The sequence below is a fragment of the Spirosoma daeguense genome, from assembly GCF_054776875.1.
Map to the genome: position 1 here is coordinate 1 of NZ_BAAHBF010000009.1, position 16,441 is coordinate 16,441.

Genomic DNA, 16,441 nt, shown 5'->3' on the forward strand with positions numbered 1-16,441 from the left:
CTCCAAAACCACTGAGGTTGATTAATCCCACAAACCTAGAAAAATACAACGCCCTCCACAACTTTATGAATTGATCCCTATAAATTCTATGATAATTATAGTTGCGAAGTTGTGTTAGGAAACGTGTTAGTAGAAAACAAAAAAGCACTTAACATTTCTGCTAAGTGCTTGATTTTCACTAGTGGGAGTTGACGGGTTCGAACCGCCGACCCTCTGCTTGTAAGGCAGATGTATGTCTATAATCGATAATTACTTTTATTCTTCTTTAGTGCGTAAATATAGCCTATAGGCGTATTATAAGCCAATTTTAGTTATCTAAACTTATCGTTATTGTGTTTTATTAATTAGATTTGTGTATCAAATTGTGTATCAAATAAGAAATATACCTGACCGTCTGCCTACTTAATAAAGCACTTTAAAGCGTATGGCTAAAACACCTAAAGAGTCCAAGCCCACTGCTGCTGTAGTTCTCGATACCCGGCGGCAAAAACAGGATGGCACTTACCCGCTTAGGTTGCGGGTGACGTTTCAGCGGGAGCGCAAGTATTATAGCATCAAACTGGTTGATTTGACTCAGTCAGAATGGGAGAAGCTCAACGGAGAACGACTCCGTGATGATAAGCTCCGAGAAATCCGCGATAAAATCAAGACCTACGAGAGCGATGCCGATTCAGTCATAAAAGATATGGATCGCTTTACGTTTGCCCGTTTTGAAAAGCTTTATTTTGACGACCATACTTCGGATGCCAGAGAAAAGGCGCAGGATGTATATCATGCGTTTTCTGAACAGATAAAGCGACTGGAGAAGCAGGGGAGCCCCTCAACAGCTTCCATTTATCAAACAACACTCAATTCACTAAAAGCCTTTAAGTCTCGTCTACGCTTTGAAGATGTTACAGTTTCCTTTCTGGAGAAATATGATGACCACCTGACCTCGCGGGGTAAATCGGTAACGACCATCAGCATTTACCAACGCAACCTGCGTACTATTATCAACCAGGCAAAATCGAAAGGACTGATTGCGGCCGACGAATATCCCTTCGGTAAGAATCGCTATGAAGTTCCCGCAGCCCGTAATGTCAAGAAAGCACTGACGTTATCCGAGATTGAAAAGTTATACCAGTACCCTACTGAGCTGGGTAGCATGGCGGATCGGGCAAAAGACTTCTGGTTCTTCTCCTACCTCTGCAATGGTATCAATGTAAAAGACATTTGTCGCCTACGCTGGAAAGATATCGACGGAGACCGGGTAACGTTCATTCGGGCCAAAACAGCCCGCACCAAGCGCCGAAATCAGAAGGCCATTGTCGTTATCTTGTCTGAACCTGCCAAAGCTATTATTGATAAATGGGCAAGTCCTAACCGGTATGCAGAAAATTACGTGTTTCCAATACTGCCAGTTGATGTCACGCCCCAGCGCGAACGGGAGTTGGTTCAATACCTAACTCGTTCGATCAATAAATATGTAGGGCGGATCGCCCTTGAGCTGGGTATAGATAAGCCTACCACCACGTACTCCGCCCGTCACTCCTTTAGTACTGTGCTGAAGCGTTCGGGAGCACCGATCGAGTTTATTAGTGAAAGTCTGGGGCACCACGATCTGCGCACGACAGAGAACTATTTGGATAGCTTTGAGGATGATGTTAAACGACAATATGCAAACGTATTAATGGAATTTAAGAAAGCATGAACGAAGAACTTAGACAGGTTTTTGAGATTACCGAAAATCTCGCTGGTGAATATAGACAGTCACTACTTGTTGAGGGGATTATAGAATCAGAGGAGCAGGCTCGAGCTTCAGGGTATCCGGTGGGTGATAAGTATTGGTTTATTCCACAGCCTGCTACTCCAAAACAAGCTTTTGAGCGGTTGATCAAACTTTATGCTCAGGAGTGGAGTGAGGCCTTGCAACGTGATTTTGTATATACTTTTCCAATAACAGAAGAGAATATTAAATCGCAATTACAAATTCTGGATGATTTTATTGAAAAAGCTAAAAATAAAGCAAAGGAGGTTGGTGTTGCAGATAAGGCTTTTTCAGTAGCGCCCCATAGAATTCGATATGTTGGTGGTTGGTTAGATATTAAAAATGATGAGCAATTAGAGTATATACGTATAATCAGAGGCTATTACACCAAAAATATGTGCAGTAGTGCTGTTAACTCAATAGAGTGTAGAGTTTATGCAAAATATGTTTTGTATCGTCAATGGCTTCAAAATCAACTAAATACCTTAGAAGAGTGCTCTCATAAGATAACCAAAAAGGAGACAAATGAACTATTAGGAATCCAGACGCTTGGAATTATAAATGAAATATTGACCCCGCTAGGTGGGTATAATCCCCAACACAAGCTAATAATGTCCAAGGAAGATTTTTCGAGACTTGTTGACTACACGATTTGGCTTGTACAGAATGATTCATTACCTGAAAACATAAATGTTATAGAGCCAACAAATATTTCAATTGGCCATATCCGCTTTACTTTTCATCGACTTCATAAGCGCTTATTTACAACTAGAGAGATAAAGCCTGCTTTCTATATGTTTTTACATCGGGTTTTTAAGGATTTTGAAAACCAAAAAATAGAAACAACCATTAAGAAATTTGCAACTAGGCCTAAATCTTATCTTGCCGATTTTAATATTTCTTGATAGGTGATATTGGTGACACCAAATCACCCCTTTCTCACCATTAAATCACCTCTTCTCTTTGCATTGTCATTAATCACAAGCGACAATGCAAACAATCACTTTTGAACAACTGCCAAGTGCGGTATTTGAGCTAAGTCGAAAGGTCGATTATCTAACGGCCTTGCTAACTGATCTTCCGCTTCATGCGCTTTCTACTGGTCAGACGGAGGCACCAGATCTTCTTGTCATTAAACAGGCGTCCGAGGTTGTAAACCTTGCTGTTCCTACAATATATGGAATGGTTAGCCGCAATGAAATCCCGTTTATGAAGCGGGGCAAAAAGCTTTATTTCTCCCGGAAAGAACTCGAAGACTGGATTCGTGAGGGGCGACAAAAGACAGTAGATGAGTGCGCTAAGGAAGTACGTAACGATTTAAAAACTCGAGCCGTATGAACCCCTTACCTGCCTGCCGCCAATTCCAGAACTTTGTTGGTGAACAGACTACTTCATGGACTGAAGTCTGCCAATGGGCTGTAATACTTCATTACCTGCCTGACGAAGTAAAGGCAACGTTCCCCGCTCTGCTCGGTCTTCTGTTCGAGTCGACCATCTCTTGCTTTCGCTCTGTCCTTCTAACCTCTCTCGGATAACCCCAAAACAAAACCGCCATCGGGAGTGAACCGAAGGCGGCTAATGCACTAATACTATGTCTAGAACCCCAGACAAATATACGGATTATATTGACGTCACGGTCGACGGCCAGTTTAACCCGGATCAATTTCAGCAGTCAAATACAGCTGACGAATGGCTGCAACCGCTGCCCATCACCACCCAGCTACTAGATGTTTTGCCCATGCAACCGGATATGATCCCTCAGCCTCTTCGGCCCTGGCTACTGGATATCGCCTACCGCATGAAATGCCCATTGGACTTTGTCGCATCAGCCAGTGTCGTTATGCTGTCGTCTCTGATTGGTACCCGGCTAACCATTCAGCCAAAGACACGCGACGACTGGACAATTGTACCCAACTTGTGGGGAGCGGTGATTGGTGACCCTTCCAGTATGAAAACACCGTCGGTCAATGAAGTTCATAAACCATTAGTCCGGCTAGTACTGGCAGCCAGAGAACGATTCGAGGAGGAAATACAGGTGTATGAAATGGAATTGGTCGAGTACGAAGCCCAGAAGAAAGCCCACGCAGCTCAGGCACAGGACCGCCACAAAGGAAAAACGATTGGTAATCCGGTTGCCTACCCCGAAGCGCCCAGAAAACCAAAGGAACGACGCTATATGGCCAACGATCCAACAACAGAAAAGCTGGCCGATCTGCTCAATGACAATCCAACCGGCATGCTGGTGCAACGCGATGAGGTAACGGGCTTACTGGCCGGGTGGGATAAAGCCGGACGCGAACAGGATCGGGCTTTTTATCTGGAAGGCTGGAATGGCAACGGCTCCATTATTATCGATCGGATGGCCCGCGGCACAACGCACGTGAAGAACGTTTGTATTTCACTGTTCGGGGGTATTCAGCCCTCCAAATTGCTGGGTTACCTGAAAGCTGCTACTGGTTATGATAATGATGGGTTCGTGCAACGACTACAGGTAGCTGTCTATCCGGATAGAGTACCCTGGGATTATATTGATGAGTATCCGGATAAATACGCAAGAGACAAGGCGTTTGCTCTGATTCAACAGATTACGGATTCCGACTTCATGGATATTGCTTATCAGGCAGATGAGTATAACCGGTTTGCGAACACGCGCTTTGAACCACAGGCGCAGCAGGTATTTAAAGATTGGTTGACCGATTGGCAAACAGAAGTGCTGGCCCAGGAAAGCGGGCTGCTATTGGAGCACTTCACTAAGTATCGTTCGCTTATGCCTTCACTGGCCCTGATTTTTCATGTCATCAATTGTGCCGTTGATTCTGAAGAGGCTAGTGATACGAAACGACTAGTATCGGTGGGAGCGGCCCTGATGGCGGTGAAGTGGTGCGAGTACCTACAGTCCCACGCCCGGCGTATCTATGGCCTGCTGGATACGGTCAATACCGTTGCAGCCAAAGACTTACTGCGACACCTACGAGCTGGTGATTTAAAAGATGGCTTCAAAGCCCGCGAGATTCGCCAGAAAGGTTGGACTGGCCTAACAACCGCCGAAGGAGTTGATTCAGCCCTGGCGGAATTGATTGCTCACAACTGGCTCAAAGAGGTAGTATCACCACCACCTCCGACAGGTAGACCCGAAGCACCGCATTACCTGATTCATCCTCAATTAAATTCTCAAAACGTGTAGTCGACCTACCTACAAAACCTACGAAATCCAGTTATAGCGTCTTTTGTTGGTTTTGTTGGGTAGTCGAGTGCTCAAAATACAAAAATATTATGGCTACCTACCTACTCGCGCAGGATGTGCTAAACGTAACGGTATCCTGCTTTGCCAACTACAATACGCCCAGTAATCCAAAACCTGTTAAGGTGATCTCCTGGCTAACCAGTACCAAGTATTCCAATACCGTCGAGCAAATTCGGGCTGAACCGGATAAAGCCAAACGGGATGCCCTGAAAGCTACTTTACCAGCTATTACCCCCAGCGGTGATTTTGACTACCGCTCGGCCAGTAAGTTAAAACCGGATGGGCACAGTCGTCTGCTACAATTTGATATCGACCTAAAAGACAATCCGCATATCCGCAACTATACTGACCTGAAAACTCAGTTAGCCAAGCTGCCCTTTGTGGCTTACTGTGGGTTATCAGTTTCGGGAACGGGTTACTGGGGACTTATCCCTATTGCACACCCTGACCGGCACGGCCAGCACTTCGACGCCATGAAACGAGTGTTTGTGCACTATAAGATTGTGCTGGATGATAAACCCCGAAATGTGGCTAGTCTACGGGGCTACTCCTATGATCCAACCGGCTATTTTGCTGATAGCGTGATGCTGTTTGAACTCTATGATGAGCCGCAGCAGAAGCCAGCCCGTAGTTTCGATTATAGCCAGTTTGATACTGTTGATGATTCAGGCCTGCTCACTAGGATCGCACGACTTGTACAGGAAGCAGGCGAAGGCAATCGGCATGCCATGTTATTAAAAGCAGCTCGCTTAGCTGGTGGCTATATAGCCGCTAACCGGATGGATGAGCAAACCGTGGTGTGTGCGTTGGAGACAATTGCGAGTGAATGGCCGATGTTTTCTAAGTCGCAAAAGACGATTCGGGATGGTATTCGTTACGGGCAGGTTTCTCCGATTTATCCACAGGAACGGACAACCCCGCTAGAAATAAAATCAAAAACGTGTAGTCGACCTACCTACAAAACCTACGAAAGTAAGGTAGTTTTATCAAAACGTATAGATACCACCGTTCGTGAAGTTGTCATCGTATCGAACGTAGAGAAATTATTGACTGTGCCGACGGGTGTCACCATTCGACCTGATCCCGCTCAGCTTGAGGTACTGGATGCTTTGCCCCACCATACCGAAGATTATCCGCCTGAATGGGACGAACCCAACCCGCCCGGAGCCGTGCCAACGATCAGACAGCAATCATTCTTCGAGTGGCAGCGCAGCGCTGAATCTCCTTTTTCCAAACTGGGACTTGCTTCCCTTCAAAAACAAACCCAATCATGAGACGCATTCACATTGACCTCAACTTCGAATACTTTCTTGATCACTTTCAAGGTCACGCGATTAAGATTAAGCAGCATCGTAAAACCGGCGAAATCCTCTTCGACGCCGACAGTGTAGCGCCTATTCTAGGCTTTGCCTCAGCCGAGGAACTGCTAGCCCATGATACTGTACTGGCTAGTCTTAACCAGCAGATCACCCAAGGGCAAGCCTGCCCAATCCGTCGACTACACCACGAAATCTCTTAGTAACCCATAAAAACAATAAAAGCATGCAAACACAGAACGAAACCCGGAACATTGCCGGATACTTAGTTACCGACACCCAGCAGCCCCAGGCCGTTGCTTTCTTTACCGACCCCAACTTACTCGAAGCCCGTCGACGTGCTTTCTCCTATCAAGAAAAACGGGTAGTCGATGCCCATGCCAGTCAGCAGTCGACTGATATGCGGATTCAACTCATCGAAACCGCTGCCGAGCATCCGCTTTCGACTTTTGAGTCCATAGCGATGGTCTTTCAACAGGAACTACTGGACGTACAGGCTACGGGTGTCCATTGGCAACAACAAGCTTGTGAACAGGCGCTGGGCGCTCTTCATCAGGAGTATGCATATTACCTGACCCATCAGCACGCAGTAGGCATGGGGTACTTTCAGCTGGTGGTGGAATCCGAACACGAGATAGCGCCTTACGCTGCTTACTGCATACTGGCTGATGCGCTTGCCTACTCTTGTGTGCTGGACAGTGCTCTGAACCCCTACCACTGGGACAGAACCCTGCCTGAGCGTTACACCATCACCACCTTTCGTTCCTGGCAACAGTGCCTATTGATCGAAGCCTTTACTCACTAACCCAATAATTATGGCAGCTCCTAAAGACAACGAATTCTGGAAACTACGGGCCAAACATGGCCGTGATAAACTCTTTGAAACACCTCAACTGCTGGAAGAGGCCGCTTACGAATACTTCAGTTGGTGTCAACAAAATCCACTGTATAAAACGGATTATCGGGGTAAGGAGGTAGAGGAGGTGCAAATCCCTCTGCCTCGTCCCTTCACTCTGTCGGGGCTGTGTCTGTACTGTGATGTGAGTGAGAACTGGTGGAATGAATTCAAGCGAAATGACTCCAGAAAAACCTTTACCGAGGTCATTTCGCGTATTGAGACTATCATTTACACCCAGAAGTTCGAAGGGGCCGTGGTGGGCCTCTTCAACGCCAACATCATCAGCCGGGATCTGGGACTGGTCGACAAAAAGGAAGTGGCAGGTGAGCTAAAAATCGAGCCTATCACCGGCATGCGTATTCTGTCGAGTACCCCGACCGACTCTAATTCGTAACCAATGGAGTTAACCTTTGATATCTACGGTAACCTAAAACAACTGGAAGTCTGTCACCATTGGCAGGACAGAACCATTACGGATATTGTGTACGGCGGTTCTAAAGGATCAGGTAAATCCTATCTGGGCTGTAGTCTCATCTTTGGTAATGCGTTTACCTATCCCGGCACGCACTACTTCATTGCGCGGGATTCGCTGACCAACCTGAGAAAGCACACAATTCCATCGATTCACGAAGTGTTTGGCCACTGGCAGGTCGATGAGCGCTACTACACCTACAACGGTCAGGATAACTACTACCTGCTGCATAACAAAAGCCGGGTGTATCTGCTTGATGCTAAGCCATTGCCCTCCGATCCGTTGTACGCTCGTTTTGGCTCCATGCAGATGACAAGGGGTTGGATCGAAGAAGCCGGGGAATTCGTAGAAGCTGCAAAGAATAACCTCGCGGCTAGCATCGGTCGGTGGAAAAACGATGTGTACGGCTTACCTCCAAAACTACTTCAGACCTGTAATCCAGCGAAGAATTACCTCTACAAGCAGTATTACCGCAAGCATAAAGAAGGCAATCTGGAACCCTGGAAACGTTTCGTACAGGCATTACCGCAGGATAATAAGCGCTTGCCTGCTGGGTATCTGGAGAACCTCCACCGCACCCTTTCGCCAAACGAGAAACAGCGCCTATTGTACGGCAATTGGGAATATGACGACGATCCCGCGGCTCTCATTGAGTACGAGAAGATTCTTGATATCTGGAAGAATCAGCACATACCCCGAAGCGGTAAACTGTGGATCACCTTCGATGTAGCCCGCTACGGACGCGACAGTACCAAAATATGTGTGTGGAATGGCTGGCGGGTAATTGCCTACGCTACCCACCGGGGCTTATCGGTACCGCAGGTAGCTACCAAGGTCCGGGAGCTGATGAACCACTACCGGATACCAGCCTCGCAGGTGGTGGGTGATGACGATGGTGTGGGCGGTGGAGTCACCGACCTGCTGGCCTGCAAAGGCTTTGTCAACAACAGTAGACCATTGGATGAGCTGAGTCCCGGTGTAGGCTGGCAGCAGCCCAACTACTTTAACCTTAAGTCCCAGTGCTATTACCGGTTTGCTGACCGGGTCAACAAAGCGGGGATCTACATTGAGCCGGGCGCAATGACCGCTCAGGAGCAGGAAGAAACAATAGAAGAACTCGAACAGGTCAAGCAGAAGGACATGGATGTCGACAAGCGTAAAGCTGTGGTGCCTAAAGAAGAAGTAAAAGAGCACATTGGCCGCTCCCCTGATAACTCGGATGTGCTGATGATGCGGGAGTTTTTTGAACTCAGCTACCGCGAACCGATTCGACGCACTAACCGCCCCCGTTAGACATTGCTCAAGTGTTAATGATAGTGTCAATTGATTGATATTTCCCTATAAAAACTGGCAATAAATTAGTAAATTAAAAACAAATAGCTCGATTATGGCTACCAAACGAAATAAGCGCAATCGCCTACACCGGCCCCGCCCATTGGCTCAGCCCTCGGCTGTATCAGTGCCCTTGAGTGATCAATACCTCAACCAGGGAGAGAACCTACTAGCAAAATGTCAGGAGCCTCTGCCGGATGATGCCACACCCGAACAAATCGCCCAACGTCAACAGGCACTCAGTACCGCGATTGGCACAACGCTACAGGGTTTCGCCCTCTCGGATATAGAACGTGCTCAGGGAGCGCTTCAACAGGGTAGACTTGATGCTGATACCTGCCAGCAGCAGATCGATACAGCGCTGGATGAGTTCAACCGCGCTAGTGTACCACCTGTTCCCGACGGTTCGGCTTCAGCCCAGTTTGTTCGGGGGCTGGACGGTGAGCTGATCTGGTTAGGCGAGTAAGCATTCATGTTCAAAACTAACCCATCAACATGGCTAAACGAGTTGAGAGACAGGAACTGATTGATATCGACGGCCTGCGGCAAAGTATTGCCGAGGTAAAGTCAGACTACACTAGCTTTGCGAGTGAGGTGGCTAAACTCAACGCAACTATGCAGCGCTCGGCCCAGAACTTACAGGCTGATTTGAGTAAGCTGCTTCAGATGAATAATTCAGGCGCTTCACTGGCTCAGATGCAGGAATACGCCCAACGGGCTACCGCGTTGGGTGAACGGCTGAAAGATCTGAAAGCCGCGCAGGAAGGGCTAACCAAAACCGAGCAACAACACACGCAGGCGGTGCAGTCGCTAATCCAGCGTCAGGAGCAACTCCTGAATCAGTACAGCCAAATTCAGGGTAATTCCGCCAAAGAGATCCAGCAACGCAAACAGTTAGCTGGCGAACTGGCTAAACTGCAGGGCGAATACGGTCGACTGGATAAAGTTATCAAGATTAATAGTACCTCTACTAAAGAGTTAACTGGAACCTATAACCGGCTGGAGAAAGATCTGTCCGACGCGAAGAAAGAATTAAAATCACTAGACGGTGCCTTTGATAGCAGTACAGGTAAAATCAATACTCTCAATAAGCGCGCTGTTGAGTTAACCCAAACTATCCAACGCAATGACCTGGCTTTAAAAGAAATCGATAAGAGCCTAGGCAACTTCGGACGCAACGCAGGCAATTATCCCAAAGGCGGGAGTGGTAGTGCTGGCGTATTGGGCATGCTCGGAGAGTTTGGCATTGCGACCAGTATTGGCGGAGCCGTGGCGGTATTAGGTGCGGCCGCTAAAGGAATTGCCGACGTAGGGATGGAGTATGAAAAGCTAAATGCTCTTACCGAGTCAGCTTTAAACAACAATAAAAAAGCAGCTGTAGAAGCGTCGGCACTCATCAAAAACTTTGCGGATAGCTCTCCACGCGAGATTGAAGAGGTAACAATGGCGTTCAACCGAATGGTTGATGTAGGCATTATCCCGACCAAAGAACAACTTACCGAAATATCGGACATTGCCGCTACCAAGAATAAAACCATGATGGATTACGTCGAAGCGATAGCCGACGCCCAGATGGGAGAATTCGAGCGGTTAAAAGAGTTTTCTATTGATGCCAGCAAATCAGGTGATAAGATAATCTTCACCTTCAAGGGGGTACGCACTGAAGTTGATAACAATGCCACTGCTATCAATAATTACCTGCTTGGTTTAGGGAAAGTGCCCGGTGTCATGGGAACTACTGAGAAGTTGGCGGCACAGCTATCAGGGCGTTTATCGACCATGTGGGACAACGTCAAAGGTATCGCCAACGACATTTACCAAATGTTCCTGCCTGCCCTTAACGCTGTGGCGGGGGTATTGGGTAGTCTGATCGGTTTAATAGGTACGGTAGTAAGCGGGATGCGCCAAATGGCACAGGAGCAGGGTATATTGGTAACCATTGGCAAATTTATGGCCAGTCCCTTTCAGGCGGCTACGGAAGCGTATCAGGCAGGAAGTGCGCAACAGCAGCAGCAGGCTAATGCCGGAACGCCTGAACTTGATAAGGCTCGGCGAGAAATGGCAGCACAGGCCAAGGCTAACGAAGCAAAGCGTAAAGCAGAGGAAGCCAAAGCGAAGGCCAAACAGGATGCAGAAAAAGCGAAACAGGAAGCGGAGAAGGCACAAAAAGAGCAGCAGGAATTGGAGCGTGCGCAATTTGCGGAACGTCAGGCGGTACTGGCTGCTCAGTACGAAGACGGCTTAATCGATCAACGTCAATTTTTGGCTAAAAAGCTGGCATTAACGAAGGAGGGTATCGATAAGGAAGCAAAACTATTAACAGGCTCCAGTCGTGAACAGCACACCCAACGCATTAAACTAAATCGTGATCGTATCGATGCAGAACGGGAATACAAACGCGAGTTGCTGAAAATGAATATCGGCAACAACAAGGTTAGTACGGATAAGCAATTATCTGCATTGGATGCCGGTTATGAAGCGGGGCCGCAAACGTTAGAAGCCGAAGCGGATTACATCAATAAACGGCTGAAAATTCAACAGGACGGTATATTGCGTGAACAGGAACTACTTCGTAAAGCCGGAAAGGAGAAAACCGACGAATACAAAAAAACGGAGGAGGAACTGGAGAAGATTGCTACAGATTACCTGAAACGCAGAAAGAAAATTCAGGAAGAAAGCTTTAAGCGCGCTGTCGATGCGGTGAGTGCTGAAATCGATAAAGATAAGAGTGGTCTTGAAGGTCAGCTAGCTACCAGATTAGCGGATCTGCAAAAAGCCTATAGTGACGAGGAAACAGTCATTAAGGGGCAAATGGCAAAACGCCAAATCACTGAAGAACAAGGCGAAGAACGTTTGGCTAACCTGAAGCTAAAACTCTTGCAGGATATAGCTGACGCCACTAAAGCCAACAATGACCTGATTGTAACAATGGCTAAAACGCGGCTGGATAATCTGGCCAATAAGCTACGCGCTGAGGGGGCTACTGAACTTGAGATATTAAAAGCACTCGAAAAAGAACGTCAGGACATCGAGAAAGAACGACTGGACGCCATTAAAAAGAATGCCGATCAGGAGGTCAATATCAACGAAACCAAGAACCAGAATAAGCAGCAAAGTGACCAACGAACGGCAGAGAAAAAGGCGGCATTAGAGGAAAAAGCGTTTGAGTTGACCAATGCTGCTGTGAATGCCTCATTCGATATAGCCAGTTCGTTTCGTGAGCGCGATATAGAGAATCTGGAGAAGCAGAAACAGAACGAATTGTCTATGGCAGGCGACAATTCCGCCAAAAAAGAAGAGATCGAGAAGAAGTACGCTGATAAACAACGGGCAATACGTAGACAACAAGCTGTAGCGGACAAAGCGCAGGCGTTGTTTAACATTGTGCTGAATACCGCTATGGGTGTGAGTAAGGCTTTTTCGACACCTTATCTAATACCTTACATTGTTGCATTGGGCGCTATACAGGCTGGCGTTGTGGCTGCCAAACCGATACCTGAATTTTTCAAAGGCACATCCGATGCACCAGAAGGGCCAGCGTGGGTGGGTGAGCGTGGCTATGAATTGATTGAGTCGAAGAAAGGAGGTAAGCCACATTACCGCTTAGCCGCAGAAAAGCAGGTGGCGTACCTGAATGCACATGACCGAGTGTATACGCATGAAGAGTCGAAACATATGTTACAGACAAACCGTGAAATTGCGCAGGAAGTTAGAACGGCTCCGGGCGGAGGTTTGTATGTTCAGCCAATAGTTACAGGAGGACTAACTGAGATGGGTATGCGCCAGATTATGAATGAAGCGTTCGAGAATCAGCCAATAAATCAAACCATAATGGATGATGGCGAAATGAAGTACTATTTAAAGAAGCGAGATGAACACACTCGGTGGATGAATTCGCGAAGAACATTGCCACGGACGAAGCATTAGTTATTAACCTGAGTGGGTTCATTGGTGGTAAAGGGTCGCGTTTCAGATGTGGCCCTTTTTTGTTGACAGCTCATATGGCTTTACAGATGTACGATTTCCCTTATACGTTGTATTTACATGTGAACCCCACTCAGCCAGGAACCAATTATCCGCAATGGCAACTTCAGGAGTGACATGTTTTGGTGATTGGACAGCCAGATGTACGGCAATATCTACACCTATAATTGACTATGTTGTTACCACAGGTCCGTTATCTCACTGCTTATGCGAATATGCTTTTTGATACGTTTGGTATATATGCCCTCTCGCCAAATGATACTCAATGCTGCTGATACCATTGCCCTGCTGACACCTGATTCGGATGTTCAGGCAGGCTATGATACACTACGGGAAGCGCTGTTTCAGGTAATGAATGCATCGGACGGTGAGTACGCCTATCGCCATTCATGGAAACTAGTTAATTATTACGCCCGTATCGATCTGGAAAGTTTTATGTGGGGCGACCAAACAGCTTTACAACGATTACAGGATAAGGTGTTAGTGGCTATGATGGTGCTACCATAAAAAAAGACTGTCCCCTACGAAACAGCCTTTCTAGTCCCTTTTTAAGTATCCCATCTTACATACGAAAGGACGGTACGATTTAGATTGCAGAGAAACCGTTACCCTGCCTGAATATGTCTATCAAGTTTAGCCTGCAAAAAAGCGATTTATGGATGATCAGATTTTAAACGTAACCTTTCTTTTTGCCGGTTCATTTTTGAACGAGCAACTACCTCAGCAGTGAACCAGAAAGATTTTGTCCGCATAATAAGCCCACGTCTCCCTTTTCCTTAACTGCCTGTTAGTTTTGACACCGCTCAACTAATTGATTCGACATACTACCCACTTCGGATCACAAATCACGCTTGTTCGTAAAAACCACTTTATGAAATACCTCTTACCATTTCTCTGTTTTTTGCCGGTCGTACTCCATGCGCAGACACCCAATAATATTGTTTTAACCACACCTGCCTCGACGACTCCGGGCATAGCGAACACCGTAGTCGGCTATAGTGCTGGTAGAGTTATCTCCACCGCTGGCGAAAATGTATTCGTTGGGTACGCGGCCGGTGAATCAACGACCTCCGGCTCCACTAATGTGTTTGTGGGTGCATACGCCGGAGTTGCCAATACTACCGGGCAAGGCAATACCATGCTAGGCTATTTCGCGGGGCGAAGGAGCACAACGGCCAATGCCAACACCTATATAGGTGGTTTTGCCGGTGAGCAGAACACGACGGGTGCGGGCAATACGTATCTGGGGTATTATACGGGCAATGCCAATACCACAGGTGATTACAATACGTTTGTGGGGTCCGTCAGCGGTGCGCTAAATACAACCGGGACTTACAATACAACCCTGGGTTATTATGCGGGTCGGCAGAACTCGGTTGGTTTTTCTAACGTTTTCATTGGCTCTTATGCGGGCGAAAAAAACACGCAAGGGAATCGTAATGTGCTGATTGGCACTTCCGCGGGCGAGGATATTACCACCGGCTCTAATAATGTGATGCTGGGTAATGGGAGCGGCCCCCTTAGCGGCACCATTCACGATGCTGTTGCTATTGGCTACAATGCCAAAGTAGCCTTAGATAACGCTATCGTATTAGGTGATCCTGCCAACACCAGTATCGCCGTAGGTATCGGCACCGATTCGCCCCAATTCCCGCTTGATGTCCGGGGTACAATTAACCTGCGTAACAATGGCAAGATCAAATTCGCTCATCTGAGCAACCCTATCTATGACGGTACCACCGATCAGTTTCTAACCGTCAACGAGCAGGGCGAAACCGTACTGGCTAGGCACAGACTCAAGATTGATAACGTCAATCAGTGGAGTGATAAAGTGTTTTCGCCTACCTACAACCTTCGGCCTCTGTCTAGTGTAGCTACTTACATTGGGCAACATGGTCATTTGCCGGGTGTGCCTTCGGCGGAAGATGTAGTGAAAGAAGGGGTTGATTTAGTAAAGATGAACGCTAAACTTTTGGAGAAGATTGAAGAGTTGACCTTATACAGCATTGAGCAGGAGAAAGAAAATCAGGAACAGAAGGCTGTCAATCAGAAACAACAAAAGGAAATTGACGAGCTGAAAGCTTTAGTGAAGCAATTGCTTGAGAAGAAGTAGTAAACAAAACAGGACCGAATCTGTGTAGGTTCGGTCCTGTTTTGTTTACTTTAGAATTTACCTACTGCACTTTTGCACAAATGGCGTAAACCCGAATTGGCACCGCCATGCCACTTAAATTGGTGAAATTAATTGCCCAGATATTACTGTCATCTTTATTTGGACCACTATAGTTCACCCAGCAATTGTATTGAGTAGAATTGGCAACATATTGCCCCCCACCCCCACCAATGAGCTTCGTGCCGACTGGGCAAGCGGCCCCAAGATAGGAAACGTAACTGCTGTTTGGTACTTCACCTTGCGTATATATGTATTGTACACCCATTAGTAAATTACCTGAATACTTAATATTACCAGTCACCTCCAAGGCTTCCGTAGGGTCGTTTTTGTTTATTCCCACCCGTCCGGTTGATTTAACGGTGAGCAGGGGGGTTGAACCTCCATTTTGCAAACCCCGACCAACATCTAGTGCTGTGGCGTCTGTGGAATTGACTTTAACGACTAGGCCATTGCTATTTGAGCCTGTGCGCCCATTATAAATCTGGCCGACATACCCTAACTGATCGGCTGACCAAGAAAGCGAACCTGGATTACCCCCGAAGCCATCTGATCCTGTTGTATTAACCGAATTATTGGCTAGTTGTGAATAAGGATTGCTGGTGCCAATGCCCACCTTACTTAAAGTCGTATAAGTAGTGGAGCCACTGGTTGACCAGGGATTTGTAGATGAGGCCGCGTTTGCTGCTTGTGCTAGAGTAACCCAGCTAGTGTTTGAGCGAATATTGAGCAAATTGGTGGTGCTATTGTAGACCAGCATCCCTGCGGGTACCCCCTGCATAGCATCAATTTGAGTTTGGGTGAGCCGGGGCAAAAGCAGGGCGCGGCTGGTGCTTTCTAACTCCAACAGGGAATTGGCATTAACGGTCGTGCTGGCCACGGTCGTGCTGGCAGGTTTATCGCTAATGCGCATCTGGGCAAACAAAAGCGGGCATGTAAAGAGCAGGAGAAGGGTACAAAGTAATTTCATAAAGAGCCGATTTAGAGGAGTAAGGCGATACCGCCAATTTCCCTAAATATATATTACGTTAAATCGTAGTGCTTCGAATTGTAGGTGAACGTTCTTATTTGGTAGGCAGAAGGCTAAATTTTGTATGTGGGATGAAAATGTCCGGACTGATTTTTTATTGAGTGAGTTCGCCTGTCAATTCAGAAAAGTTCATGCATGTAGCGAAAGAAGGGACAAACGCTCTGTAAATCCTGCCACAAAAAAAACTCCTACGTATATGAATGGTGCGAAGGAGTTTTTGAAGTTGAGAAAACAAGCATCAACTTAAA

Annotated in this window: 14 protein-coding genes; 13 read left to right on the forward strand and 1 reads right to left on the reverse strand. The window is 47.0% G+C overall.

Features of this window, described 5'->3' with window-relative positions; all coding sequences use genetic code 11:
* The first annotated feature begins 424 nt into the window (after nucleotides 1–424).
* The 13 genes from ACYVD4_RS26105 to ACYVD4_RS26165 all read left to right on the forward strand — a co-directional run bounded on the left by ACYVD4_RS26105 (nucleotide 425) and on the right by ACYVD4_RS26165 (nucleotide 15,106).
* Nucleotides 425–1,690, forward strand: a complete 1,266-nt coding sequence (locus tag ACYVD4_RS26105; RefSeq protein WP_460950721.1) for a phage integrase SAM-like domain-containing protein — start codon at nucleotides 425–427, stop codon at nucleotides 1,688–1,690.
* Nucleotides 1,687–2,652 carry a hypothetical protein gene (locus ACYVD4_RS26110; RefSeq protein WP_460950722.1) on the forward strand — a complete coding sequence of 322 codons (966 nt, stop codon included), beginning with the start codon at nucleotides 1,687–1,689 and terminating at the stop codon, nucleotides 2,650–2,652. Before ACYVD4_RS26105 ends, ACYVD4_RS26110 begins: the two co-directional genes overlap by 4 nt.
* A gap of 85 nt (nucleotides 2,653–2,737) precedes the next feature.
* A complete protein-coding gene (locus ACYVD4_RS26115) occupies nucleotides 2,738–3,085 on the forward strand; it encodes a helix-turn-helix domain-containing protein (RefSeq protein WP_460950724.1) in 348 nt (115 codons plus the stop codon).
* 253 nt (nucleotides 3,086–3,338) lie between these two features.
* Nucleotides 3,339–4,931, forward strand: coding sequence for a YfjI family protein (locus tag ACYVD4_RS26120; RefSeq protein WP_460950726.1), 1,593 nt, complete (start codon nucleotides 3,339–3,341; stop codon nucleotides 4,929–4,931).
* An 89-nt stretch (nucleotides 4,932–5,020) separates the two neighbouring features.
* On the forward strand, nucleotides 5,021–6,265 hold the full coding sequence (locus tag ACYVD4_RS26125) for a BT4734/BF3469 family protein (protein WP_460950728.1): 1,245 nt from the start codon (nucleotides 5,021–5,023) through the stop codon (nucleotides 6,263–6,265).
* On the forward strand, nucleotides 6,262–6,510 hold the full coding sequence (locus tag ACYVD4_RS26130; RefSeq protein ID WP_460950730.1) for a hypothetical protein: 249 nt from the start codon (nucleotides 6,262–6,264) through the stop codon (nucleotides 6,508–6,510). Before ACYVD4_RS26125 ends, ACYVD4_RS26130 begins: the two co-directional genes overlap by 4 nt.
* Nucleotides 6,511–6,533: 23 nt before the next feature.
* Nucleotides 6,534–7,112: a hypothetical protein gene (locus ACYVD4_RS26135; protein ID WP_460950731.1), complete on the forward strand. Its 579-nt coding sequence runs from the start codon at nucleotides 6,534–6,536 to the stop codon at nucleotides 7,110–7,112.
* A 10-nt stretch (nucleotides 7,113–7,122) separates the two neighbouring features.
* Nucleotides 7,123–7,599, forward strand: coding sequence for a DNA-packaging protein (locus ACYVD4_RS26140; RefSeq protein ID WP_460950732.1), 477 nt, complete (start codon nucleotides 7,123–7,125; stop codon nucleotides 7,597–7,599).
* Between the two features lie 3 nt (nucleotides 7,600–7,602).
* Nucleotides 7,603–8,970 (forward strand): terminase large subunit domain-containing protein, encoded by a 1,368-nt coding sequence (locus ACYVD4_RS26145; protein WP_460950734.1) that lies wholly within the window; start codon nucleotides 7,603–7,605, stop codon nucleotides 8,968–8,970.
* A 94-nt stretch (nucleotides 8,971–9,064) separates the two neighbouring features.
* Nucleotides 9,065–9,475, forward strand: a complete 411-nt coding sequence (locus ACYVD4_RS26150; protein ID WP_460950736.1) for a hypothetical protein — start codon at nucleotides 9,065–9,067, stop codon at nucleotides 9,473–9,475.
* Nucleotides 9,476–9,504: 29 nt separating this feature from the next.
* A complete protein-coding gene (locus ACYVD4_RS26155; protein WP_460950737.1) occupies nucleotides 9,505–12,936 on the forward strand; it encodes a coiled-coil domain-containing protein in 3,432 nt (1,143 codons plus the stop codon).
* 297 nt (nucleotides 12,937–13,233) lie between these two features.
* Nucleotides 13,234–13,500 (forward strand): hypothetical protein, encoded by a 267-nt coding sequence (locus ACYVD4_RS26160; RefSeq protein ID WP_460950738.1) that lies wholly within the window; start codon nucleotides 13,234–13,236, stop codon nucleotides 13,498–13,500.
* A gap of 364 nt (nucleotides 13,501–13,864) precedes the next feature.
* Nucleotides 13,865–15,106 (forward strand): FtsB/FtsL family cell division protein, encoded by a 1,242-nt coding sequence (locus ACYVD4_RS26165; RefSeq protein WP_460950739.1) that lies wholly within the window; start codon nucleotides 13,865–13,867, stop codon nucleotides 15,104–15,106.
* Between the two features lie 61 nt (nucleotides 15,107–15,167).
* On the opposite strand, the gene ACYVD4_RS26170 is transcribed toward ACYVD4_RS26165, so the two are convergent.
* Entirely contained in the window at nucleotides 15,168–16,133 is a 966-nt protein-coding gene (locus ACYVD4_RS26170) for a hypothetical protein (protein WP_460950741.1), read from the reverse strand.
* Nucleotides 16,134–16,441: the final 308 nt, after the last annotated feature.